Source organism: Pantoea nemavictus (genome assembly GCF_037479095.1).
In the GTDB taxonomy this organism is placed as follows: Bacteria; Pseudomonadota; Gammaproteobacteria; order Enterobacterales; family Enterobacteriaceae; genus Pantoea; species Pantoea nemavictus.
This window is the reverse complement of the sequence record NZ_JBBGZW010000001.1, coordinates 3,693,989-3,718,168: the sequence shown is the minus strand read 5'-3', so window position 1 is coordinate 3,718,168 and position 24,180 is coordinate 3,693,989. Positions and strand designations below refer to the sequence as shown.

The 24,180-nt window shown below is 58.4% G+C and carries 25 protein-coding genes; 2 read left to right on the top strand and 23 right to left on the bottom strand.

Annotated features, from left to right (window positions below; genetic code table 11):
• Window positions 1-28: 28 nt before the first annotated feature.
• The 23 genes from WH298_RS17075 to WH298_RS16965 form a co-directional block, all read right to left on the bottom strand.
• Entirely contained in the window at window positions 29-172 is a 144-nt protein-coding gene (locus WH298_RS17075) for a hypothetical protein (RefSeq protein ID WP_007893692.1), read from the bottom strand.
• Window positions 173-302: 130 nt separating this feature from the next.
• Window positions 303-2,504 (bottom strand): TonB-dependent receptor, encoded by a 2,202-nt coding sequence (locus WH298_RS17070; RefSeq protein ID WP_180823403.1) that lies wholly within the window; start codon window positions 2,502-2,504, stop codon window positions 303-305.
• 300 nt (window positions 2,505-2,804) lie between these two features.
• Window positions 2,805-4,040: a beta-ketoacyl-ACP synthase gene (locus tag WH298_RS17065; protein ID WP_180823402.1), complete on the bottom strand. Its 1,236-nt coding sequence runs from the start codon at window positions 4,038-4,040 to the stop codon at window positions 2,805-2,807.
• Entirely contained in the window at window positions 4,037-4,768 is a 732-nt protein-coding gene (locus WH298_RS17060; protein WP_180823401.1) for a 3-ketoacyl-ACP reductase FabG2, read from the bottom strand. The genes WH298_RS17065 and WH298_RS17060 overlap by 4 nt, the downstream gene beginning before the upstream one ends.
• Window positions 4,765-5,253: a hotdog family protein gene (locus tag WH298_RS17055; RefSeq protein ID WP_049851071.1), complete on the bottom strand. Its 489-nt coding sequence runs from the start codon at window positions 5,251-5,253 to the stop codon at window positions 4,765-4,767. Before WH298_RS17055 ends, WH298_RS17060 begins: the two co-directional genes overlap by 4 nt.
• Window positions 5,246-6,403, bottom strand: coding sequence for a beta-ketoacyl-[acyl-carrier-protein] synthase family protein (locus WH298_RS17050; protein ID WP_180823400.1), 1,158 nt, complete (start codon window positions 6,401-6,403; stop codon window positions 5,246-5,248). The genes WH298_RS17055 and WH298_RS17050 overlap by 8 nt, the downstream gene beginning before the upstream one ends.
• The gene (locus tag WH298_RS17045) at window positions 6,400-6,975 is read right to left on the bottom strand and encodes a DUF3261 domain-containing protein (protein WP_180823399.1); all 576 of its coding nucleotides are present in this window, start codon (window positions 6,973-6,975) and stop codon (window positions 6,400-6,402) included. The genes WH298_RS17050 and WH298_RS17045 overlap by 4 nt, the downstream gene beginning before the upstream one ends.
• Window positions 6,972-9,293, bottom strand: a complete 2,322-nt coding sequence (locus WH298_RS17040) for an MMPL family transporter (protein ID WP_180823398.1) — start codon at window positions 9,291-9,293, stop codon at window positions 6,972-6,974. The genes WH298_RS17045 and WH298_RS17040 overlap by 4 nt, the downstream gene beginning before the upstream one ends.
• Complete coding sequence (locus tag WH298_RS17035; protein WP_180823735.1) at window positions 9,259-9,840, bottom strand: outer membrane lipoprotein carrier protein LolA; 582 nt, start codon at window positions 9,838-9,840, stop codon at window positions 9,259-9,261. The genes WH298_RS17040 and WH298_RS17035 overlap by 35 nt, the downstream gene beginning before the upstream one ends.
• Before the next feature lie 26 nt (window positions 9,841-9,866).
• Window positions 9,867-10,283, bottom strand: a complete 417-nt coding sequence (locus tag WH298_RS17030) for an acyl-CoA thioesterase (protein ID WP_180823397.1) — start codon at window positions 10,281-10,283, stop codon at window positions 9,867-9,869.
• Window positions 10,276-11,913, bottom strand: coding sequence for a glycosyltransferase family 2 protein (locus WH298_RS17025; RefSeq protein ID WP_238344487.1), 1,638 nt, complete (start codon window positions 11,911-11,913; stop codon window positions 10,276-10,278). Before WH298_RS17025 ends, WH298_RS17030 begins: the two co-directional genes overlap by 8 nt.
• A 50-nt stretch (window positions 11,914-11,963) precedes the next feature.
• A complete protein-coding gene (locus tag WH298_RS17020; protein ID WP_180823395.1) occupies window positions 11,964-12,311 on the bottom strand; it encodes a 3-hydroxyacyl-ACP dehydratase FabZ family protein in 348 nt (115 codons plus the stop codon).
• The gene (locus WH298_RS17015; RefSeq protein ID WP_180823394.1) at window positions 12,298-13,626 is read right to left on the bottom strand and encodes an AMP-binding protein; all 1,329 of its coding nucleotides are present in this window, start codon (window positions 13,624-13,626) and stop codon (window positions 12,298-12,300) included. Before WH298_RS17015 ends, WH298_RS17020 begins: the two co-directional genes overlap by 14 nt.
• Window positions 13,623-14,183: a COG4648 family protein gene (locus WH298_RS17010; RefSeq protein WP_180823393.1), complete on the bottom strand. Its 561-nt coding sequence runs from the start codon at window positions 14,181-14,183 to the stop codon at window positions 13,623-13,625. The genes WH298_RS17015 and WH298_RS17010 overlap by 4 nt, the downstream gene beginning before the upstream one ends.
• 8 nt (window positions 14,184-14,191) lie before the next feature.
• Window positions 14,192-14,446: an acyl carrier protein gene (locus WH298_RS17005; RefSeq protein ID WP_007887281.1), complete on the bottom strand. Its 255-nt coding sequence runs from the start codon at window positions 14,444-14,446 to the stop codon at window positions 14,192-14,194.
• A gap of 11 nt (window positions 14,447-14,457) precedes the next feature.
• The gene (locus tag WH298_RS17000; protein WP_007887282.1) at window positions 14,458-14,715 is read right to left on the bottom strand and encodes a phosphopantetheine-binding protein; all 258 of its coding nucleotides are present in this window, start codon (window positions 14,713-14,715) and stop codon (window positions 14,458-14,460) included.
• A gap of 3 nt (window positions 14,716-14,718) precedes the next feature.
• Window positions 14,719-15,516 (bottom strand): lysophospholipid acyltransferase family protein, encoded by a 798-nt coding sequence (locus tag WH298_RS16995; protein ID WP_049851062.1) that lies wholly within the window; start codon window positions 15,514-15,516, stop codon window positions 14,719-14,721.
• A complete protein-coding gene (locus WH298_RS16990) occupies window positions 15,506-16,237 on the bottom strand; it encodes a beta-ketoacyl synthase chain length factor (RefSeq protein WP_180823392.1) in 732 nt (243 codons plus the stop codon). Before WH298_RS16990 ends, WH298_RS16995 begins: the two co-directional genes overlap by 11 nt.
• A gap of 190 nt (window positions 16,238-16,427) precedes the next feature.
• Entirely contained in the window at window positions 16,428-16,820 is a 393-nt protein-coding gene (locus WH298_RS16985; RefSeq protein ID WP_007887290.1) for a Slp family lipoprotein, read from the bottom strand.
• Window positions 16,821-17,050: 230 nt separating this feature from the next.
• Window positions 17,051-18,421 carry an efflux transporter outer membrane subunit gene (locus WH298_RS16980; RefSeq protein WP_049851060.1) on the bottom strand — a complete coding sequence of 457 codons (1,371 nt, stop codon included), beginning with the start codon at window positions 18,419-18,421 and terminating at the stop codon, window positions 17,051-17,053.
• Window positions 18,418-19,509, bottom strand: a complete 1,092-nt coding sequence (locus WH298_RS16975; RefSeq protein WP_007887292.1) for an HlyD family secretion protein — start codon at window positions 19,507-19,509, stop codon at window positions 18,418-18,420. The genes WH298_RS16980 and WH298_RS16975 overlap by 4 nt, the downstream gene beginning before the upstream one ends.
• A complete protein-coding gene (locus WH298_RS16970) occupies window positions 19,506-21,176 on the bottom strand; it encodes an MFS transporter (RefSeq protein WP_082204266.1) in 1,671 nt (556 codons plus the stop codon). The genes WH298_RS16975 and WH298_RS16970 overlap by 4 nt, the downstream gene beginning before the upstream one ends.
• A gap of 2 nt (window positions 21,177-21,178) precedes the next feature.
• Window positions 21,179-21,610, bottom strand: a complete 432-nt coding sequence (locus WH298_RS16965; RefSeq protein ID WP_007887294.1) for a MarR family winged helix-turn-helix transcriptional regulator — start codon at window positions 21,608-21,610, stop codon at window positions 21,179-21,181.
• A 484-nt stretch (window positions 21,611-22,094) separates the two neighbouring features.
• Here WH298_RS16965 and WH298_RS16960 point away from each other — a divergent pair, with 484 nt between their 5' ends.
• Window positions 22,095-22,352 (top strand): biofilm/acid-resistance regulator YmgB/AriR, encoded by a 258-nt coding sequence (locus tag WH298_RS16960; protein WP_007887295.1) that lies wholly within the window; start codon window positions 22,095-22,097, stop codon window positions 22,350-22,352.
• Between the two features lie 152 nt (window positions 22,353-22,504).
• On the top strand, window positions 22,505-24,004 hold the full coding sequence (locus WH298_RS16955) for a SulP family inorganic anion transporter (protein WP_180823391.1): 1,500 nt from the start codon (window positions 22,505-22,507) through the stop codon (window positions 24,002-24,004).
• Window positions 24,005-24,180: the final 176 nt, after the last annotated feature.

Sequence of the window (24,180 nt, the reverse complement as noted above, 5' to 3'; positions counted from 1 at the left end):
TACCGGCTTCCGTTTCCCGTTGCTGACGTTAACTCATCCACAGCGTAATCATCAGGACGAAGATTATAAGCGTAACCGACGTCACTGCAAGTACCACAATGGCGAAGAGCGCGTCGTCGAGCGGCTGTCGATAGGGTTCATCGTGATCGTCTGGTGGTGCAGGTGAACTCATGATGACTCAAACATAAAGGCGAGTTTTCGAGCAGGATTGCCGCACAGAGTGTAATGCAATGCGCCGTAAGTTACAGGAATATTTCTGCCAGAGAAATAACGGGGCGCGTGCACGCCCCGTCTGGAGGAGATTAGAAATCGTAGCTCAGCGAGACTTTCACCGTACGCGGTTCACCCTGCGACAAATAGGTGCCGCTGTCATCCACGTTGGCCCAATATTTCTCATTGGTGACGTTTTCAACGCCCACGCGCCACACCATATCATTCTGGTTAACCTTCATGCGGTAACGCAGACCTAGATCCAATGTGGTGTAGTCATCCAGCTTGGTGGTGTTTGCCAGGTTGGCATACTGGGAACCGGTGTAGTTCAGCAATGCCGTGGCGGTCAAACCCTCAACCGGCTTGATGTCATACTCAGCACCCAGCGCCGCCGTAAAGCGCGGCACGCCAATGGCATTCTTGCCATCCTGACCGCTATCGCCGGTTTTGGTCATATCCGGATCGATCCAGGTGGCGCTGCTGTTCAGACGCAAACCCAACACCGGCTCACCGAACACATTCAGCTCAACACCGCGGTTACGCTGCTCGCCATTCAACTTGTAGATCGAATTATTCAACACACCGACCGGCTGTTTAATTTCAAACAACGCCAGCGATCCGCCAACACGACCAAAGTCCGCTTTCACCCCGACTTCGTTCTGCTTAGCGTGCACAATGCCGGTGACGCTACCGTAGTTTATGGCGGTATATGGCGCGGCGGTGCCCGGCGTCAGTGACTCGGTATGGTTGGCATACAGCGAGATATTTTGCGTCGCTTTATACAGCAAGCCATACGCCGGTAACCAACGGCTGCTGTCAAAACGTGTCGCTGTATCTTCCGCGCCGTCATAACCGTAGTTACGCACCACCACTTTCTGGTGACGCGCGCCCACCGTTGCCAGCAAGGTGTCATCAAAGAAGCCCAGCGTATCGCTCAGCAGATAACCCTGCGAGCGCGAACGGTAAGTGGTCAGCGGGTCGCTGAATTTGTCGCCACCGGCGAACACGCTGTCTGGCTCTGCCACATCCTGCGGATGGTAGATATTGATGTCAGCATCGTTACCTGATGACATGCGATAGCTGTTTTTCGCATTTGCCGTCATCGCCGAATAGCCAAAGTTCACTTTGTGCGTCACCGGGCCGGTGGTGAAATCACCACGCAGGCCAACCATGCCGCTCATGTTGTCCTGCACGCGATTGGTACGGAAACGGCCGATGGTGGCATTACCGGCGCTATCTAGAATCTTCGGCGTACCGTAGTTGCCCACTTCATGGGTATGCTGCGCACCCAGGCCGGCATAGGCAGTCCATTGATCGTTCAGATCGTACTCGGCTTTCGCCAGACCAAATTCCGACTCAATATCGCTGAACACCCAATTCTGGCTGTAGTTTTTCGAGTTAGAGGGCACATCAGGAATGAAATCGATGCCGCTGATGTTGATGCCGTTGCGCGCATCGTGGAAGGTCTTCTTCTGGTAACCGACGTCGAGCGAGGTGCGCAGACGATCGCCACGGTAATCCAACCCCAGCGAGGCGGCGGTTGTACGTTTTTTCTCGCCGTCGACTTCAGTGCCGCCTTCGCGGTTGACCGCATTCAGACGCACGCCAAACTGGTTATTGTCGCCAAAACGACGACCAATATCGGCGCTGCCGCCCACCTGTGAACCGGAGGTGTAATCCACACCGATACGCGTCAGTGGCGTGTCATCAGCGTGCTTTGGCTCAAGGTTAATCATGCCGCCGACGCCGCTCTCAGCTGAACCGTTCAGCAGCGCGTTGGCACCTTTGAAAATTTCCACCCGGTCAATCAGCGAAGCATCCATCACCTGGCGCGGCACGATACCGGCCAGACCGCCATAGGTCATAGCATCGCCATCCAGCTTGAAGCCACGAATGCGATAGCTTTCAGCGAAGTTGCCGTAGCCTTTCAGATTCTGCACGCCGGCATCGTTGCGCATGACGTCACCGATGGTTTGCGCCTGCTGGTCCTGAATCATTTTCGAGGTGAAGCCAATCACGTTGAACGGCACGTCCATCGCGTTTTGCTCACCCAGCATGCCCAGGCGGCCGCCGTGGGCGATTTGACCATCCAGAAACGCAGGCACTAAATCATTGCCGCCTGGCTTGAAATCCGTTTGCGGTGTCGCGGTCACGGTCAGCGTCTGCTGTTCTTTTTTCGCGTTAGTTGAGGTTGTGGTGTTGGTAGTAGCAGCCATCACTGGCAAACAACCGGCGCTGACCATTACGGCCAACAGCGTCGGTTTCAGTCCGGGATTGAAAGGCATAGCGCGCATGGGATCCCCTAATGCAAACGAAGTGATAATCATTATTATTGCGGTTTGCGATTATGCGCAGTCGTTGCGCGAAAGCAAGAAAAATCCTACTTTCGCCACACAGATAATGGAGAGGAGCTGCATCAGGTCGCCATAAATGGCGTAATGCCGATCAGTTGAGCCCCGTATTGAATCACCGCACGTTCCGTAGCGGCGCGATTTATCGCGCAATGAATTGCGCCGCTACAACGTGTGCGCTCGATTATTGGGGTTTCATCTCTTAACTAACCAGCATTACGCCATTTATGGCGACCTGCTATATCAGGCATCACGCCAGCGTTTAAACACCAGCGAGGTGTTGATACCGCCAAACGCGAAGTTATTGGATTGGATGTAATCGGTCTCCACCTGCCGCGCCGCGCCGATAATGTAATCCAGCTCACCGCACTCCGCTGCCGGTTGCGTCAGATTCAGCGTCGGCGCGAACCAGCCTTCACGCATCATCTCAATGCTCATCCACGCTTCCAGCGCTCCGCAGGCACCCAGCGTATGGCCAAAATAGCTCTTCAGTGAGGAGATTGGCGTGCTGCGGCCAAAGATCGCCGCCGTTGCCTGGCTCTCGGCGATATCGCCGCGATCGGTCGCGGTGCCGTGGGCATTGATATAGCCAATCTGATCCGCCGTGACATCGGCCGTTTTAAGCGCGCGCTCAATACAAATCTGCATAGTTTCGCGCTGCGGCTGGGTGATATGCGCGGCATCGCAGTTAGTGTGGAAACCCACCAGCTCGGCGTAAATGGTGGCACCGCGCGCCTGTGCATGATCCAGCGACTCGAGGATCAAGGTGCCCGCGCCTTCGCCAATCACTAAACCATCGCGCTGCTGATCAAACGGCGCAGGCGAGCTGTGTGGCGCATCGTTGCGCTGGCTGGTGGCGAACAGCGTGTCGAACACCGCCGCTTCGGAAGGACACAACTCTTCCGCACCACCGGCGACCATCACGGTTTGATAGCCGTGGCGGATCGCTTCCCATGCGTAGCCAATCGCCTGGCTGCCCGATGTGCAGGCGCTGGACGTCGGTATCACCCGGCCGCGCAGGCCAAAGAATAGACCGGCATTAACGGCGGTGGTGTGCGGCATCATCTGCACATAGGTGGTGCCGGTAATGTTATTGGTGTGCTTTTCCGTCAGCATGGTGGCGAACTCGCTCACCGGGCCGGTGCTGCCGGTTGAGGAGCCGTAGGCAATGCCGGTTTCACCGCTGGTCAGCACCGGATGATCGATCAAGCCGGCCTGCTCCAGCGCCAGTTCGGTCGCGCGCGTCGCCATCAGCGAGACGCGACCCATCGAGCGAATGCGCTTACGCGTGTAATGGGCAGGCAGCGTGAAGTCGTCCACCGGCGCACCCAGCAGCGTGTGCAAGCCATCGTAAACCTGCCACTCCGGCATGTGACGCACGGCATTTTTGCCCTGCTTAATGCGCTCGGCCACCGCGCTCCAGCTGTCACCAAAGGCGGTTACGCCACCCATACCGGTTACCACTACGCGCTGAATCACAGCATACCTCCATTGATTGAAATCACCTGACGCGTGACGTAGCCCGCGATGTCCGACATCAGATAACTGGCCAGTCCGGCCACTTCCTCCGCCGCGCCCATGCGCTTCATCGGGATCAGCTTCATCGCCTCATCAATCACCAACGGCTCGAGATCGGTCATGCCGGTATCAATTAAACCCGGTGCGATGCAGTTAACGGTAATTTTGCGTTTTGCCAGCTCAATCGCTAACGCTTTGGTGGCGCCAATAATGCCAGCTTTGGCCGCGCTGTAGTTGACCTGACCACGATTGCCCATTATTCCCGATACTGAGGAGAGCGTAATAATGCGTCCGCCTTTGCGCAGGCCAATCATTGGCATCACGCACGGATGAATCACATTGTAAAAGCTGTCGAGATTGGTGTGGATTACGCTGTCCCACTCATCGTCGGTCAACGCCGGAAACGCCGCATCACGCGTGATACCCGCATTGCTCACCACGCCGTAATAGGCGCCGTGCGTGGCGATATCCTGCTCCAGCGCGTTGCGCGTGGTTTCACGCTGCGCCACGTCAAACTGCAAGGTGCGTCCGCGTCCGCCCGCCTGTTCAATCCCGGCCAGCGTTTGCTGTGCACCGCTGGCATCGCGATGGTAATGCACCACAATCTCAAAACCGTCCAGCGCCAGACGTTGCGCAATGGCGCGGCCAATCCCTTTACTGGCGCCGGTGACTAATACGCTGCGTGTCATGGCTGAACTCCTTGTTTTAACGGCGTTTGTTGCAATTGAATTAACTCTTGTTGATTAGGCTGATAGGTGTTCAGCCGCCCGCTGGCGATCATTACGTCGTTGCAGCGGATCTCCCCTTCGAAGCTGCCCAGCCGGTCGTCACGCATCAGCAGACGCATCTCAACGCGCAGCGTGCTATTGGCGGCAAAGGTGGCGCTATTGGCGCGATAGCCACGTCCACCGAGCAACATGCCGGGATGAATCTCGCTCTCGCCGCGCTGGCGGGCATGAAAGCCAGACCAGACGCCAATGGTTTGCGCCATGATCTCCACGCCGTACCACGCCGGCAAATCACCTTGTGGTGTAAGGAACGGCGCCAGCACGCCGTCAGCGTTGATGCTGACTTCGCAGATCACGCTGTCATCGCTGACCAGGATAGCGCGGTCGAGCAGCAGCATCGGCGCGCGGTGCGGCAAATAAGCCGCGACCGGCAGAAAATCAGTCATGAGGCTTTCCTACAATCAGGCAGGTATTGTTCCCGCCAAAAGCAAATGAGTTTGAAGCGATGATTGGACGCTGCAAAGGTTGTGGCGTGGTGAGCAAACCGCATTCCGGCAGTGAGGCATCACGTGCTGCCACAGAGAAATCCTGCGGCGGCAGCGGCAAATTTTGCTGCAGAATCAGCGCCGCCAGCGCCGCTTCAGTGGCGCCCGCCGCGCCCAGCGTATGGCCGGTGAGATGTTTGGTTGAGCTGCACGGCACGCGCTCGCCAAATAGCCGCTGGATAACCGCAGATTCCACCCGATCGTTGAGCGGCGTCGCGGTGCCGTGCAGGTTGATGTAACCGACATCCTGCGGCTTTAATCCCGCCTGCTGCAGCGCCATCAGCATCGCGCGCTCCGCACCGACGCCTTCCGGATGCGGTGCCGACATGTGCCACGCATCCGATGACTCACCGCAGCCGAGCAGCGCCAGCGGCTGCTTCTCCCGCGTCAGCAACAGCAGCGCCGCGGCTTCGCCAATCGAAATGCCGTCGCGGTCGGCGCTAAAGGGTGCGCAGTGGCGATCCGAGAGCGAATCAAGACTGGCGAAGCCGTTGATCGGCATGCGGCTCAGCGAATCCGCGCCGCCCACCAGCGCCACATCCACTAACCCGGCATCAATCAAACGTTGGCCGCTGATCATTGCGCGCGCGCTGGAGGAGCAAGCGGTAGAAATGGTATAAGCCGGGCCCTCCAGTGCTAAAAAGTGGGCGAGGAAGCGCGACGGATCGCCCAGCTCCTGCATGCGGTAATCGTAGCCCGGCAAGCCGCCAGCGACCTGACGATCGCCTTCATCCACGCCGGACGTGCTGGTGCCGAGCACAATCGCCACGCGATCGCGCCCATATTGCGCGATGGCCGCCTCCAGCGCTGGACGCAGTTGCGCCAGCGCCGCCAGCAGCAGCTGATTGTTACGCGTGTTGTGCGCGGCTAACGCGGCAGGGATTGCCGGTAACTCGCCCTGCACCTGCCCCAGCCAGCAGCGTTTGCCCGCCTGCAACCAGCCGTCATGCGGCTGCATGCCCGGCGCGCGGCCCGCTTGCAGCTGCACAGCAATCTGCGCCAGGTTATTGCCCAGCGCATTGACCATGCCAAAGGCGGAAATGTAGATCATGATGACGCATCCAGTTGTTGGATTTGAATCTGATAACCAAAGGCGCGTTGATCGATGCTGATCGGCTCACGCTGCGCACCGCGTTGTAAATAACGAATCAACGTCACCACCTTGCCGGCCGGATCGCGCAGCTCGCGGCGATCATCAATATCGATCAGCGTCCAGCCGCGCGGCAACTGCGGCTGCCACGCGCTGATTGGCCAATGGCTCAGCATCACGTCGGCCAGCACCTGACTGGCGGGCGGCATTTCCGGCAGCGCCATCATCTGCTGGGTGTGAATGCCGTTTTTATCATAGGTGACGCGGAACAAACGAATGCCGAGCGACGATAACCCCGCCAGGCTCAGCTGCTGCGCATCGGCGCTGAGTAATACCAGCAGCGAATGGGTTTTCCCTTTGGCGTGCCCGGTCAGCAGTTGCTGCTGCTGAAAAGCGGGCGAAATTCCTGGCGGCGGTAGCGTCACGCGTACGCCCGGTTTCAGCCAGGCGGTTGGCCGATTAATTTCGCTGGCATGCTCAGCACAACCGCTTAGCAGCAGGCTCAACATCAGCACAAGCGCACCCCTTTTCATCGTTGCTTCCTTTTCCCCGGCGCCAGCGCCAGTGGCGCCAGCAAGAATGCACAAAAAATCCCGCTACACAGCACGATACCAAAGCCGCTGATGGCGGCGGTGCTGCTGAACACCAGCATGCCAAGCGTTAATAGCGTGGTCATCATTGCCAGCGTTACCGCCAGCATTGAGGTTAACGGCGTACCGCGCGGATTGCTGAAGAACAGCGTGTAGTTGATGCCGATGCCGAGCACCAGAATCAGCGCCAGCAGAGCAAACAGATTGAGGCTCGCGCCGATCCAGCCCAGTGTCGCCAGCGCCGCCGCCAGCGACAACCACGACGGCAGCGCGCTGCGCATGCCGGCTTTTACCCCCAGCCGCAGCATGTAGCTGGCGGTAATCAGCAACAGCGCCAGCGCCAGTAAGCCGCTCAGCAAGGTGCGCCAGAAGCGGAACAGTTCATCGTAGCTGGCTTTGCGATCGACCCAGCTCACGCCTGCCTGCTGCGCTGCCAGCTGTTGCAGCGCGGCGCTGTTTTTCACGCCGCTGACCGGCACCAGCACGCTGCTGCGCCCGTCCGGCAGCGACAGCCATAACAGCCGCCAGCCTTCACTCAGTGGGCTTGCCTGCCAGTCGGCGGCGCTCACCGGCATCGCGCTAAGATGGGCGTTCGCCACGCTAATGCCCGCTTGCTGCAAACGTTGCAGAATGTTCGGTGCCGCCTGCTGCAGCAGCGCCACATCCTGCTGCTGCTGTGCCAGCGAACTGAGCGGCAAGATGCGATAACCGGCCAGCCAGCCTTGCTGCTGCGCCTGCTGCAGCTGCGGTGCCAGCGCGCTAAGTCGCTGCAGCGCTTGCTGCTCATCATCGCCCCACACCACAAACCAGGTTTGATCGGCCTGCTGGCCGGTCAGTTGCGCCAATTGACGATCCTGCGCCAGCAGCTGCGCCGGTGCACTCTGCAGATGGGCGATATCATCGTCGACCTGCAGCTGCAGCATGCCGCTCAGCGCATAGATCGCCACCAGCGCCGGCAATCCGCGCTTCAGCCAATTATTGCGCCGCCAGGCTGCCAGCCAGCGTGCCAGCCATACCATCGCCGGAATGGGACGCACCGGTAAGCCACGTACCAGCCACGGATAAAAGCAGATTACCGTCAGGCAGGAGGCGCTCAATCCGCTGGCGGCAAACACCGCCAGCTGGCGTAAGCCGGGGAACGGTGCCAGCAGCATCAGCAGCCAGGCAATCGCCGTGGTGCCAAGCGCCAGCAGCAGCGTGCCGCGCACCTTGTGCAAACTCTGCCACGGCGTGGCTTGCTCGCCGTGCACCATGCGCTCCGTCAGATAGTAGAGGGTATAATCGGCCGAGATGCCGACAATGCTTAGGCTCATCACTAAGGTGGTGAGATGCAGTTCGCCAAAACAGAGTAGCGTCAGCACCGTGCCCGCCATCGCGCCTATCGCCACCGACAGCGCACACAGCGCCAGCGGCCGCAGTGAGCGAAATACCAGCCACACCAGCAGCAGCAATCCTGCCAGCGTCGCACTGCCGAGGGTTTCCACATCATGCTGCGCGCGCTGGCTGGCATCATCACTGAATAATACCGTGCCGCGCGTTAGCAGCTGCGCATCCGGCCAGCGCGTTTTGAGCTGGGATTGCAGCTGATTGAGCGCCGTCACCAGCTGATGGCTCTCTTTAATGCTGAAGGCATTGCTCGCCAGTTCACCGTGCAGGAAATACCAGCGGCGCTGCTGCGCATCCTTCACCGTTAGCCAGCCGTCATGCAGCAGCATTTTGTTGGCGCTTTGCTGCAGCGCCAGCTGCGCACCGCGCACCAGCAGCAGCGGATCGTTGCCGATCTCCTTGCTGCCGACGCCGGCGAACGCCGAGAACAGCTGCGCCAGAATCCAGTCGGCCTGCGCATCGCCGCCGTTTTGCAGTCGGCCGCGCGTGGCGGGATCGATCAGGCCATTTCGATGCTGAAACGCATACGCGCCCCAGCGCTGCAGCTGATCGTCATCCAGCTCGCCGCTCACCTGTTTCAGCATCGGCAGGGCTTGTAACTGCGTTTGCCACCAGGCTGCGACCGCATCACCCTCCTGATCGTTGGCGCTCACCAGCCACACCAGTTGACGATCGAGGCGCTGCATAAAGCCTTGCTGAATCTCCGCCGGTGCCTGGCCGAGGTTCTGCTGCGGCAACAGCGCCAGCACGCTGCTATTGAGCTGACTGCGCGGCAACAGGATCGCCAGCGCTACCGCTAACGTCAGACACACCGCCAGCCACAGCAGCGCGACGGTTTTCTCACTGCGCTGGGGCAAAACGCGCTCGCTCTTCATCGGTCAACTGTTGCGGTTCGGTGCGGGTATCGCTCAGGGTGATGTCGGTCTTATCGCCCTGCTTATCATCCAGCGTGATGCGATTGAGGAATTTATCGCCCTGCAGATCGATGCGGTTAAAGATCTTATTCAGCGGCGCGGCTTTCGGCGTCAGACCCAGCTGCCAGCGGTCATTGCCACGATCGTGGAAATCGAGCACAAAATTCTCGCGCAGCACTTTCTCATCGGCCTGGAACAGCGCGCGCAGCAGATGGTTGAACTGGAACATCTGTGGATTACTGTCGGCGGTGATCACCTGCGGCGGCTGGCCGCTGATGCTCTGCACCATGCGCTTTTCATCGAGGATCAGCATCAGCGGGAACGGCGTCGCTTGCTGCCACCACAAGCCCTGCTGCTGGGCGATCAACAGCTGACCGCGCGACACCAGCGGCTGCGCCATGCCAGCAATGGTGCGCACCTGAACAAAATTGACGCGAATCACCGGCTGGCTGGCGAAGCGCTGTTGCAGCTGCTCGAGCGTTACCGCGCTGGCGTTGGCACACACCATCAGCAACAGCAGACAAAAGGTTCGAATCACGGCTTCACTCCCAGGCGGGCAAACAGAATGTCAGGCGAGACAAAACACATCTCCTGCGTCGCGGCGTTGACGGCGACCTGCAGCGTGTGGGCTTTGGTGGTCACCTGCCCTGCCGCGTTACGAATCACATAATCGATGCGCAGACGGTTTTCATATTCACTGATGCTGGCGGCCACGCGCACCACCTCTTCACAGCGCAGCGGCTGGCGATATTTCACGTGGGTATCGACCACCGGCCAGACGTAGCCGCTGGCGGCCATTTCGCCGTAGCTGTAGTTGATGCTGCGCAGCAAGGCTTCGCGCGCCAGCTCAAAATAGCGGAAGTAGTTGCCGTGCCACACCACGCCCATCGGATCGCAGTCGTGAAACGACACGGTTATCTCCACCTCTGCGCGGTAGTTGCTTTCACTCATCGCGGCTTTTCTCCTCGGGCAACGTCCAGAAATCGTAAAAGTTAAACCAGTCGAGCGGTGCCATCAGCGCATGCTGTTGCAGCCGCTCGGCATAGCGATCCACCGTGGCCTGCAACGCCTGCTGGCGCTGGGCGCGTGGCAGCAGTAGCGGATCGGCAAAGGCTTCACAATGCACTCGCAGGCGGTCCTGTTCGCGCAGGGCAAACATCAGCAGCACCGGACAGCGCAACGCGGCCGCCAGCACAAACGGCCCTTGTGGAAACGGCGCAGGACGGCCCATAAATTCGCTCCACACTACGCGACGCTCACCGCCGCGCTGGCGATGGATCGCCGTGCGATCGCCAACAATCGCCACCCATTCACCGGCATCCAGTTTTTGCTGCAGCAGAATGGCGGTATCCGGACCGATATCGGTCACCGGCATCAAATTCACGCCTGCCTGCGGCGCAATGCTCTCCAGCACCTCGCGAAAACGCTGCGCGTTGTCGGTAAACACCAGCGCGTTAATCACCAGCCCGCTGACCTGTTTGGCCATCGCGCGGCAGGCTTCGATATCACCTAAATGCGATGCCAGAATCAGATGGCCTTTGCCTTCGGCGGCACGAATGGTGGCTTCAGCGCCGGGCGCGAAATCGATATCGCGACCCCACTGCAGATCGCCGCGCCAGCTGGCCACTTTATCTAGCATGCTGTAGCCGAAACGCAAAAAGTGACGATAGCTACTCACCGGTGCAGGCAGCGTGATGTTCTGCTGCTGCGCCACCGCTTGCACACGCGTCAGCCACTGCTGCGACGCGGCGCGCGCGGCGCGTCCGGTTAGCCAGTAAACCGCCACCACCGGCCACAGCAGCAGCACAAAGGGCAAGCGTCCAGCACGGCGATAGAGCCACAGCATAAAGCGCATACCGCTCTGCCCACGGCGTTCCGGCGTGGCCGACCAGTGCTGCGCATCGCCACGCTGGCGCAGCAACTGCGGGATCCGCGGCAACATGCCGAAGAACAGGCGCGTGTGCATCCACGAAATACGCAGGTTGTCACGCAGCGCATCGAAATGCGACACGCCGCTCTCTGGATAGGTGACGCGCGTGGCGAGAAAACGGCTCGGCGTGCCCTGCCAATAGAGACGCACCATGATCTCGGTATCGAAATCCATACGTTGGCCAATTGGACGGCGGTCGCAAAGCCTGAGCGACGGCGCAAGCGGATAGACGCGGAAGCCGCACATGCTGTCTTTAAGTGACAGCGACAGCGTTTCCACCCACACCCAGAAATGGGTGATGTAGCGGCCATACAGGCGCGATTTAGGGATCGAATCATCGTAAATCGGCTGACCGGAGATCAAACAGTGCGGATAGCGTTGCGCTTCGGCCAACATGCGCGGCGCATCTTCCACCTGATGCTGACCATCGGCATCCAGCTGCAGCGCGTGCGTATAGCCCGCCGCCGCCGCCGCGCGCATGCCGGCAATGACTGCCGCCCCTTTGCCCTGATTGTGCGGCAACGTCAGCACCTGCAATTGCGGCGCCGCCAGCGCGGCGATCTGCCGTTTGGTCTCGGCATTGCTGCCATCGTCCACCAGCAGCACCGGCAAGTTAAACGGCGCCAACCGCGCCAGCACCGAGGCCAGCATCGCGCCGTGGTTATAGCAGGGAATCAATATGCAGGGCGTGAAGTGAGGGCTCAACACAGGCGGATCTTCCCGCTGCTGGCCACCGTCGCCACCTCGCCGTTGATCAGGCTGTAGCTGAAACTGAGCAGCGATTTTTCCGCTTGCCACTGTAGCCGTAACTCCAGTTCGGCATCCGGCGGCACCGGCTGCTGGAATTTAATATTATCAATCGAGGCGAAGCTTTTTCCCGGCGCTAAACGCGTCAGACCGTAATGCAGCGCCCAGTCGAGCTGCGCCACGCCAGGCAGAATGGGCAAGGTGGGAAAGTGACCACGAAACCAAAACAGATCGGCGGCAGCGTGCAGACGCAACGTCAGCGCATCGCCCTGCTGCTGGGCATCTAATTCAACCGGCAACATCAAACAACTCCTCAATTTGCGGCCACGCGCGCTTGCTTTGCGCCGTGACAGGAATCGACGTCACCACGCGCCAATAGCGCGGCATCGCCACCGGCTCCAGCCAGGGTTGCAACGCGCGCTTCCACGCGATTTTTAGCTGATGCAGCGTCGCCACATCCCTCTGCTCGGCTAGCGCCAGCACCACGCCGATGGCGTGACGTCCATGGCGCTGAATCGCCAGCGCGGCGGCATCTTCTACGCCCGGCAGTGCCAGCAAGCGCCGTTCAATTTCACTCAGCGACACGCGTTTATCTTCAATCTTCACCACGCGATCCTGGCGGCCCGCCAGCTGAAACTGGCCGGACGGCTGCTGCACAATGCGATCGTCGAGCGCACAACCCTCTTCGGTGTCCAACAAGGCGGAAAACACCCGCCAGCGACCGGCTTCCTGCTCGCGCAGGGTAATGTGCGGGAAACAGTGCCACAGCACGTTTTCCGCCGTGGCGCAGCGCCAGCCAATTACCCCGGTTTCGGTGCTGCCATAGATTTCATCCACCGCACAGCTCAGCGTCTGTTGCGCCTGCTGCGCCGCCGTCCACGGCAACGCACCGCCGGCAGAGACAATCAGCTCACAGCGCGGTGCAGCAAGCGACGTATCCAGCCGACGGAGAAACGCCGGGCTGCTGATAAAAGCGTAGCGACGGTCGCTGGGTTGATCCGCCAGTTGTTCGCCGTAAAAAATCTGTTGCGCGGCAAACGGTAAACCCAGCGCCATCGGCAAGATAATGCGGAAACTCAGACCATACAGATGTTGATGACTCACCGAGGCAATCACATGGCAATCGCGCAACCGATCGCCCCACAAGCTGTGGAGCCAGCTGGCTTCGAGATCGAGCGCGCGCAGTGATTTCGTTACCCGGCGCGGCGTGCCGGTCGAGCCGGAGGTAAACAGCACCAGGTGAGCATCATCGGCGATTGGCGGCAGCTCGCCGCTGGCCAGCCTACCGTCCCAGCGCAGCTGCGGTAATGACACCGCCAGCGGCATATCGCAAAGCACGCCGTCGAGGCTGTCGGCCATCTCTTCCAACTGGGCTGCGCGGCAGTGTCCGGGGATCACCGGCGTTTTTCCCGCATACCACAGCGCCAGCAGCGCGGCGGTGAACGCATAGCTGTTGTCAAAGCACAGCGCCCAATGCTGGCCTGGATGCTGGAGCAGCCGCTCGACCAGCGCCTGTACCTGCTGGCGCAGGGTGTGCAGCGTAGTGTGCTGCGTGCCGTGCCAGGCAACCGTGCGATCCGGTGCAGTGAGCCAGTCGCGGATGCTGCGTAGCTTCATGTCTGTTTCCTTATGCGCTGACGCAGCAGCCATTCGCCGCCCATCAGCGTGCCCATCAGCAGGTAGCTGATGCACCCATTCCAGAGGGTCCAAAGCGTGACATCGTTGAGCAAACAGGTGACCAGCGCCACGCTGCCGTTAAAGATGAAAAAGCCGCACCACACTTGCGTTACCCGGCGGGTGTAGCGCACCGCGCGCGCGGGTAAATCTGCTTCACGCAGTCGCGCCAGGCGTTCCACCAGCGGCATTGGGCTCCACAGCGACGCGCCAAACAGCAGCAGCAGCAAAACGTTGACCACCAGCGGATACCACAGCAGCAGATGTTGCGAGCGCAGCAGCAGGCTGGTGAGACACAGCACGGTGCCAACCAGCGCCAGCAGCAGCATCACGCGGCCCATCGGGCCCGCCGCGCGGCGTAAACTCCAGACGCGCAGCACAAACAGCAGCGCCAGCAGGCCGGTGATGCCGCGCCACTGCGGCTGGGTGAGGGTTAACCACACCAGAAAAGGCCAGGCCAACAGCGCCGCGCCATTCAGCAGCCGCAGAAGCGTGCACATGACAGAAATCAGGCTTCGTCGCGCATCAGCTGGTCGACGGCGTCAACCACGTCCTGCACGGTACGCACCGCACGGAAGGTTTCCGGTTTGATCTTCCGACCCGTGCGCTTTTGCAAATGCACCACCATATCCACCGCATCAATGCTATCCAGCTCGAGATCTTCATACAGACGGGCATCTGGTCGAATCGCATCCGGCTCAATTTCAAACAGCGAAGTGAGTAGCGTGGCCACTTCCTGGTAAATTTCGTTTTTGTTCATCATGTTGACTGTTCTCAGGCTTGCTGTTGTTCAACAAACGCGGCCAGTGTAGCCACGGAAAAAAAGTGCGCACGCAGCGTTTCACTCTCGGCGGAGAGCTGTACGCCAAAGCGATTTTTGACCGCCAGTCCCAGCTCCAGCGCATCGATAGAATCGAGTCCCAGCCCTTCGCCAAACAGCGGCGCATCGGTTTCAATGTCGTCAGGGCTGATATCTTCCAGATTCAGCGTGTCGATAATCATCTGTTTGATGTCGTTGATCAGTACTTGCATAACTTAGTTAGTCTCTTCAGGTACCAGCGCCTGTTGCAGATGTCGCGTCAGGCGACGGGCGGCCAGCGGCTGCGCATCCTCTTCGGCTTCACTAAAGGCCTGGCTAGCGATACGCGATTGTACGCGTACAGTAAAAAGCGGTTTAACCAGCGGAATCTGATACCAGCGGCTTTGCTTATCAAGCATGCGTTCGCTGCAGGTGATATGAACCACGCGCAGGTCGCATCCGGCACGCACCGCAATATTGGCGGCACCGCGCTGCAGCTTCAGTGGCTCGCCGTAGCGCGTGCGCGTCCCTTCAGGAAAAATCAGGATGGTATCGCCGCGCGCCAGCCGCTGCTGACTATCCGGCAGCAGCGTATCGGCTTCGCTATTAATCAGATAATCGGCGGCACGAATCACGCCGCGGAAGAAGATGTTGTGCTGCAGCTCGGCTTTGACCAGACAATCCATCTCCGGCAACACCGAGGCAATCATCACGTAATCGATCAACGACGGATGATTAGCGACGATCAGGCAGCCACGATCCTGGCGCAGCTGTTCTGCGCCGATAATCTGGTAATCGTAAACACCGACAAAACGGCAGAAGCGCAGGAAGCAGCGGAAGCTCCAGGCGATACTGCTGCGCGCGATTTGCCGACGACGCAGGCCATCGCGCTGCACCAGCAGCAGCACATTAAACCAGATGAGCGACAGTAATAGGCCGCCGACGCTGAACAGCGTGAAGCTGACGGCGGTCATCGCCAGTCGCCAGTAATAGTTAAAACCGGGACGCGACTGCACCAGCGAATTATCCACCATGCTGACGCTCCCACATCCAATGATGGCGCTCGCCTGGTACGCTAAACGCTGCCGCATCACGCAATATCGCCGAGAGTACCTGCAGGCTTTGCGGCAGCGGGTGCGCTGCGGGTGGAGCGGCCTGCGCCGTACAGCGCCACTCGTCGCCCGCGCGCAGCAGCAACGCCAGCGCATAGGGCGCATTGAAATGATCGATCTCCGGCAGCCACGGACGGTAGTACGGCGGTACGCTGCCGTCAAAATCCACCAGTAACACCTGCGCATAGCCGGCCTGATGCAGTGCCGCGACTTCGAGTAAACCTTGCTGGAAGCTATCGATGCCCGCCGAGATCGACGTTGACACCAGCGGCTGACGCGCGGCAATGGTTAAGCTCCCCACCGCAGAGTTGTGGACCGACATGGCGAAGTCGGTCGGCGACAGCGCTTGCTGCTCGGACAGCGCGCTAAGAATACGCAGGTTGCGCTCGAGCTCACCGTGGCGACTGGTAAAGACGATGGCATCGACCGTTTGTCGCGCCAATAGCGCCAGCCCGCACTCTACAGCCGCTCGGCTGCCCGCGCTGAGACGACGCGCGGTCATCATCGGCAAAAATTGGGGTTTCGCGATGGGTTGTGTGGCGTTCAGCACTGGCGCCTGTTGCGCCCAGCGCTGCCACTCTTCTGCGGTGCTGTGACCCGGCGCAATGGCATGCCAGTCAACAAGGGAGTAAGCGAGTTTCATACCTGTATTCTTTCTTCAGCCTCAGGGCGGGTCAGATTTCCACTGTCCGGCATCCCTTCCTTGCTCTCTATACCCGTCATCCCATGCGGATGTCGCCGATTAACAAGGCGGGCACATGGCCCGCCTGTTTTCTATTTCGGCAGCGTTGCGGCTAACTTTACAACATTATGTCCGTCAGCACGCTTCGCGCTTATTTGTAGGCATTAGCCTTTAAACGTGTTTGGATGCTGCGATCCAACCGATCAATCCAGACATTATAATTGCGGTGAATCTGACCACTACCCGCTTTTAAATTCTGGCTGCTGACATAGAGGATTTGATAGCTGTTCGCGGTGTAGTTAACGCGAATATCTGCACTGTAGCCGCGCGCGGCCAGGTAGCCATCAATAGCGCCGGGGCCTACTGGCGTCATGGTCCATTTATTGGTCGTGCCAGCCTGAATAATCGCCTGCTTCATCTGTTCATCAGAGTAGCTTTGAGCAACGGTTTGGCTAACATTTTTAATCGGCGCGGTACGCGATGCGCAACCGCTTAACAGTGCCGCCGTAACCAACAACATTAAGCCGATTTTTTTATTCATCATTTCCTTTTTTTCCCCTGTCTTATCAGCCGCCCAGGTTGGCGACTGCGCTGTTATAGGTACCAGCATTGTTCCGTTCAGACTGTGTAAAGCGGGCGGATAATAACATTATTTGTAAAGACAAGTAAAAAGAAGCATGAATCACTTAAGAAGGGTTTAAGGCCAATCTAAAACCAGACGCTGGCCATTTTACAGCGGAATTTCTACCGTAAAATGGCCTTGCGGCATGATGTTTAACCCTGCCAGCCGCCGCCGAGGGAGCGATAAAGATCGATCTGCGCCAGCAGCAAGGTGTTTTTCACCGACACGATATTCAGCTGGGTGCTGAACAGCGTGCGCTGGGCATCCAGCTCGTCAAGATAGGAGGCGTAACCGTTCTGATATCGGTTATGCGCAATACGATAGGCTTCTGTCACATACTCTTCCTGCTTCTGCAACTCCGTCAGCTGCTGCTGGCTGCGGCGAATCGCGTCCAGCGCATTATCCACCTCGGAGAACGCGTTGCGTACCACTTTCTCATAGCCGTAGAGTGCCTGATTGCGCGTCGCCATCGCCACATCCACCTGCGCGGTGAGCGCTTCGCGATTCAGCAGCGGTGCCAGAATGCTGCCGCCAATACTCCACAAGCGGAACGGGTTATCCAGCAGTTGATGCAGCTCGCTACTTTGTAACGTGCCGCTGGCGGTGAGATTGAGTGACGGCAGCAGGTTCGCCTGCGTTGACGCCAGTGAAGCATCCGCTGCCAGCAGTTGGCGCTGCGCCTGCACAATATCTGGCCGACGATTGAGCAACTGCGAAGGCAGCAGTGAGGGCAAGGTTTGCGGCTTGATATGATCGAACTGGCTGCTGCGCGCAATTTCACGCGGATTCATGCCCACCAGCACGCTGAGCGCATTCTCCTGCTGCTCGATCTGATGCTGCAGCTGGGGAATCTGGGCTTTGGCCGTTTGGTATTCCGATGCCGCCTGCATCCACTCAAGGCGTGAGGTATAGCCGGTTTCAAACTGACGCTGTGCCAGATTAAGTGAGTTTTCCCGCGTCGCCAGCGTGGCTTCGGTGACGCGCAACTGTTCGTCCAGCGCGCACAGGCTGAGATAGCCCGATGCCACCGAACTGGCAACGGTTAACTCGGCAGCCGAGGCGGCGGCACGCTGCGCATCCAGCGTGGCTTCGGCTGCGCGAATGCTGTTGCTGCGGCTGCCCCATAAATCCACGTCATAGTTGGCCTGCAACAGCCCCTGAAACACCGCGCTTTCATACGGCTGACCGGTTGCCGCCGACAGCGCGCGCTGATGCGTCGCCGCGACGCCGGCTGACAAGGTCGGGAAATTATCGCCCTGCGCGGCGCGCAACTCGGCGCGGTATTGGTCAACGCGCGAACGTGCGGTGAGGATATCGCTGTTGTGCTGCAGCGCCTGATTAACCAGGCGATTGAGGTTGGCATCACCAAAGTTTTGCCACCACTGCGCCTCTGGTGCGGCCTGCGGCCCCACCTGCTGACGCCAGCTATCGGGAATCGGCAACGATGACGGCGCCTTTTCGACTTCTGTCGCACAGCCGCTCACCATCAACGCCACAACCGTGGCTAACAGTAAGCGCTTCATGGCGCATCCTTGTGTGGCTCAGCGGCGGTATCAATGTGTACTTCTACCGACATACCTGGACGTAGCGCGTGCAGATCGTCGTTAAGAATCTTAATCCGCACCGGAATGCGCTGGGCAATCTTCACAAAGTTGCCGGTGGCATTATCTGGCGAGATGGCACTGAATTCGGAGCCGGCAGCAGGGGAAATAAACTCGACCCGACCGTCATAATGCTTGCCGTCCAGCGCATCGACGCGAATGCTCACCGGCAAGCCGGGACGCACGCGTGCCAGCTGGGTCTCTTTCAGGTTGGCGATGATCCATTTGTTCTCTGGCACCACCGACGTTAAACGCGTGCCGGCGGTGACGTAGGTCCCTTTGCGCACCGAAAGCTGACCAAGCTGGCCGCTATCTGGCGCGATAATACGGGTATTTGCCAGATCGATATTCGCCAGCTCCAACGCCGCCTGGGCGCTGGCGACATCGCCTTGCAGAGATCCGCGGTTAACCACCACGGTTTGCAGATTTTGCTGCGCTACCGCGACCTGCGCATCCGCCTGACGCAGCTGCGCTTGAGCCTGGGCGTTGGCCGCACGCGCCGCGTCGCGTTCACGCACCGACAGCGAACCGTCGGCTGCCAGATTCTCCACGCGCTTGAGATCGAGGCTGCTTTTCAGCGCCTGAGCTTTAGCATTTTCCAGCGCCGCTTTATTGCTGAGAATAGTGGCTTCAGCACTTTTGCGCTGCTGCTGGTTATTGTTCTGCGCGGCGATTTTCATATCCAGCTGCGCCTGCGCCTGATGCACTCGCTGACGATAAATACGATCGTCAATGGTCATCAGCAGCTGGCCTTTGGTCACCGGCTGCAAATCCACGACCTTGACCTCGGTGAGATAGCCACTGACCTGCGGGCTGATAAAGGTCACCTGACCACGCACGTAGGCGTTTTCCGTGGATTGGATGGTGCTGGTAAACGGCCACAGCTGCCAGGCATATAAAATCACCAGCACGCCGACGATGACAATACCGCTACCGGCAGCGATGGAAAGAATGCGTCGGCGGTTGGTGCGCTCGCGCTCCGCAGCCTGAATGTCGTCCTGTTGGCTCATGAATTCTCCGTCGGGTTTACTGCGGGTTGTGCCGCATTCATTTTTGTCTGACGCCAGTTGAGATAGCGTAAACGCGTCAGGCGATACAGCACCCAAATTAAGGTGACGAACGCCAGCGCAGCGGTAAGAAGATAGGTGTCGTTATAGGCCAACACGTTGGCCTGCAGCGTGGCTACCGCTTGCAGCTGAGCGCTACTTTGCGCGCTGAGCAACACGTTATCGGGCAGCTGGCTGCTGAATAATGAACTGTACTGGCTCAGTCGTTCAGTGACGTTGGGATCGAGCTGTGACAGCTGATCGCCCAGCAGGCTGGAGTGATACTTTTCGCGCCACGTCTGGAAGGTGCCGAGAATCGCCGCGCCAATCAATCCGCCTAAGTTCTGGCTCATGCCAAACAGCACCGAGAAGCTGACCAGGTTCTTCGGCTGCGTGACCACGCCACCAATCCCCAACAGCATGGCCGGCGCGAGGAAGAAGGCGCTGCCGAATCCGAGTAAAAACTGGCTGAAATAGAGATTGTGAGCGCGCGTCAGCGGGTTGGATTGCGCATCCATCAGCGAGGCGACGATCATCACCACCAGCGAGGCCACAATCGGCCAGCTCAGATGCGTTGGTTTAATGGTTAAGGCACTGGCAATGATGCCGCAAATTACCCCAGCAATGATGGCAAACGCCAGACCGCGCATCTGATCGTTAAGCAAGCCAAGCTGCTGCAGGAACCCCACCGCGCCGGTGTTCTGTTCGGCCAGCAGAATACGCATCATGATCATCACAATGCCTAACCGCACAATCGTGCCGTTGCTGAGCCAGCGCGTGTTGAGCAACGGGTTTTTGCGATTATGCTCAACCACAATCGCCGCCACGATCAACACCAGCGCCAGCGCCAATGCCACACCGAGCCACGGCGTGCTGAACCACCACTCGATACGGCCAAGCGACAGTACCGCGCACAGCAGCGCCATGCCCGGCGCCATCAGCATAAAGGTGAGGAAATCCATCTTCTCGAACGCTTTGATGCGATCGCCGGGCGGCAGCTTCACTAACAGCACGCAACCCAACGAGATCAGCGCCAGACCGAGTTCAAACAGGTACAGGCCGCGCCATGCTTCCAGCTGCAGCAGTTCGGTCGAAAAGAGTCGCGCCAGCGGGATCGCCAGCTGCGAAGCGGTAATGCCAATCACTAACGCCTTAAGACGATGCTTCGCCGGCCATGCCTGAATCTGGTAATAGATGCCGAGCGAGCTGAGCGCGGCGCCCACCATGCCGTGCGCGGTGCGCACAATAATCGCCGAGCTGAGATCGTTGGCGAGAATATGGAAAAACGCCACGATGACGTACAGCACCAGAAAGGCTTCGGTAAAGAGTCGCAGACCAAACTGCTGGCGAAACTTCACCAACAGCAGGTTGATGGAGATGTTGCCCATCACATACACCGCGGGCAGCCAGGCGATCTCATTGCTATAGGCGGCAAAGGTGCCTTGCAGATTGGTAAGATTGGCGGATACCAGCGCGTTACTCAGCGCACCGGTAATCGAGATCAGCAGGCCGATAATGCCAAAGGCGATGCGTTTAGAGGGCGAATGCAGCGGCGTAGAGGGCGAGCCCGGCAGCATCGGTTTTTCATGCGGCAGCCATTCGCGTTGGGCGTAGGGATTACGTTTGGCCACGATCAGACGCTTCCTAGTCGGGTGAGCAACTGTTGTAAGACTTTTTCAGTGATGGCTAACGATTCCGCATCAATATCTGCCAGCAACTGCGCACGCAGCGCATCGGCTTGCGTTTTCACTTCAGCAAACGCTACGCGGCCTTGCTCGGTCAGCATCAACAGACGCTTGCGGCGATCTTCCGGTGGCTGGACGCGCGCTAATAGCTGCTGCTTCACTAATCGATCGACCAGCGGCACCACGCTTGCCTCCTCCAGGCCGAGTAGCTGTGCCAGCGCTTTCTGCGTTGGCGGTTCGGCTGCGGTGGCAACGCTGGCAATCGCCATCCAGCTACTCATACTCAGTCCGCTCTCTTTTAAGCGACGATCAACTGCCAGCCGCCATGCGTGCGCGGTGAGATGCAGTAAACGAGAAAAGGGTTGCGGATAGTCGCTCAAAACGTAGTGGCCTAATGGTTAGGTATCTAACTAAATGGGGGCGTTATTATATGCGAAGCCGCATAGCAATGAAAAGTTTGCTGATACCAACAAACGTAGTTGACGCGATTAACACTCACAAATTTTCTTTATCAGTTGTACAACCTAGGGCAAATTTTGCCAGGAATTCACTTTCTTGTATAGCTTTTAGAAAACATTACAAATCACAACTAATTGTTAAATAAGGATTAGCACTAATTGCTTAAAAAGCTTGTTGTACAAGTTGAGCTGGATTGTATAAGTTTACGTCCCGTGAGCCAGCTGATGGCTCCGTAACGAATGATGCACTTTGCGTCGCCTCTGAAGGTGTTATGGATTTCCACCTTCAGAGGTGTCTTTTTGCGTTGGTTGATGAGTTGGGTCTAGCGCGCCTGTCCGCGCGTGAGTTTTTTCATCATGGAGCTGAAGGCACATCGCCCTCAGGCCGATCTTAAGGGCTTCACATATGCAAAACGCCGCAACCAGTAACAACGCCATTGCTGACTACTTCAAACTGGCAGGTAACAGCGATAGCGCTGAGATGGAAGTTTTCGGGCAGATCATTGCCGAAATCCTGCAAGCCGGTATGCCGGTTTCTAATAAAGCGATTATTTCCTCTCTGATTAACCGCCTTGAAATGGAAAGCGATGTGATTCAGCTGGACATTTATCGCCACCTGCTTGAATTGGTCGTGAATAAAACACCTGACGATCTCGCGGTCTAAAGCCGGATTCCAGGGATGGAATCACTCTCACCTCCCCCATCACGCTAGCGTCTTCGCTTATTGCCCGGTAACATCCTCCCTCGCACTATTCCAACTGGTTACTGCCGTACCGTGACGGTATGCGCACAATAATAAAAGAGCCTGCACAATCTATGAGCCAACCAACCGATCGCGCCACTGCGGTGGAGAGCGATATTACCGTGGGGCGCGTACTCCGCTCGCCTGCCCTGCTCACGCGCGAATGTCTGGCGGGGATCATTACCGCCCTGGCGCTGATTCCTGAAGTTATCTCCTTCTCGGTGATTGCGGGAGTTGATCCCAAAGTCAGTCTTGTTGCCTCGGTGGTGCTGTGTCTGACGTTGTCGATTCTGGGCGGTCGTCCGGCGATGGTGACCGCCGCTGCCGGTTCCGTGGCGCTGGTGATTGGCCCAATGGTGCACGCGCACGGCGTCGAATACATCCTGCCGGCGGTGATCATGGGCGGCATCATCCAGATCATTTTTGGCTTCGCTGGCTTATCGCGCATGATGCGCTATATCCCGCGCTCGGTGATGATCGGTTTTGTTAATGCTCTCGGCATTTTGATTTTCTTCGCGCAGGTTCCACACGTGTGGGGGCAATCCAGCCTGGTGTGGGTGCTGTTTGCCGTGACGCTGGCGATTGTTCTGCTGTTGCCGAAAGTGTTGAAAAGTGTGCCATCTCCGCTGGTCGCGATTGTGGTGGTGACCGCCGTGGCACTGCTGCTGGGTTATCGCGTGCCGAACGTGGGCGATGAAGGCCCAATGACGGCCGGTCTGCCAGGTTTCACTACGCTGCTGGTGCCGATCAATCTACAGACGCTGCAAATTATCTGGCCAACCGCGCTGAGTATCGCCTTTGTTGGTCTGATGGAGTCATTGCTGACGGCAAAATTGGTGGATGACATCACTGATACGCCGTCCGGCAAACGTCGCGAATCCTGGGCGCTGGGCATCGGCAATATTCTGGCGGGCTTTTATGGCGGCATTGCTGGTTGCGCGATGATTGGGCAAACCATCGTTAACGTTGAGCTGGGCGAAGCGCGTACGCGCGTTTCCACTGTAGCGGCAGGTATTGTTTTACTGCTGCTGGTGACCGGACTGAGCCAAATTATGGCGCAGATTCCTATGGTGGTGCTGGCAGGCATTATGATGGTGGTGGCGGTAAAAACCGTGAACTGGCACAGCCTGCAACCGGCAACGCTGAAGCGTATGCCGTGGTCGGAAACCTGTGTGATGGTGATTACCGTCGCTGTTACCGTATGGACCGGCAACCTGGCAATTGGCGTACTGATCGGTGTGATTCTGGCGATGATGCTGTTTGCCCGCCGTATCGCCCATGTGATTCATGCAGAGCGTCAGTTGAGCGACGATGGCGAGCAGGTTAATTACACCGTGCGTGGCCCGCTGTTCTTCGGCAGCAGCAATGATTTGTTTGAACACTTTGATTACGGCCACGATCCTAAAGCTGTCACCATCGATCTGACACACGCGCAAATTTGGGATGCATCCAGCGTCGCGGCCCTCGATGCTATCGAGTACCGCTATCAACGCCACGGCGCGACCGTAACCTTTATTGGTTTGGATAACCGCAGCAGCGATTTCCGCGATCGGCTGAGCGGAAATTTAGGTTAAGTCGACTTCGCTTAGGATTGAGATGAAAAACGCCGAAAAGGGGGTGTTTTTCATCAATGCACTGCCGCTTCGCTTGCGTAATAGGCTGCTGCTGTCTTTGCTTACCTCTAGGTCAATGCCTTGATCTCTTTGAGATTGATTACGTAATCGCTTAATAATGGGGAGTAGCAGATGAA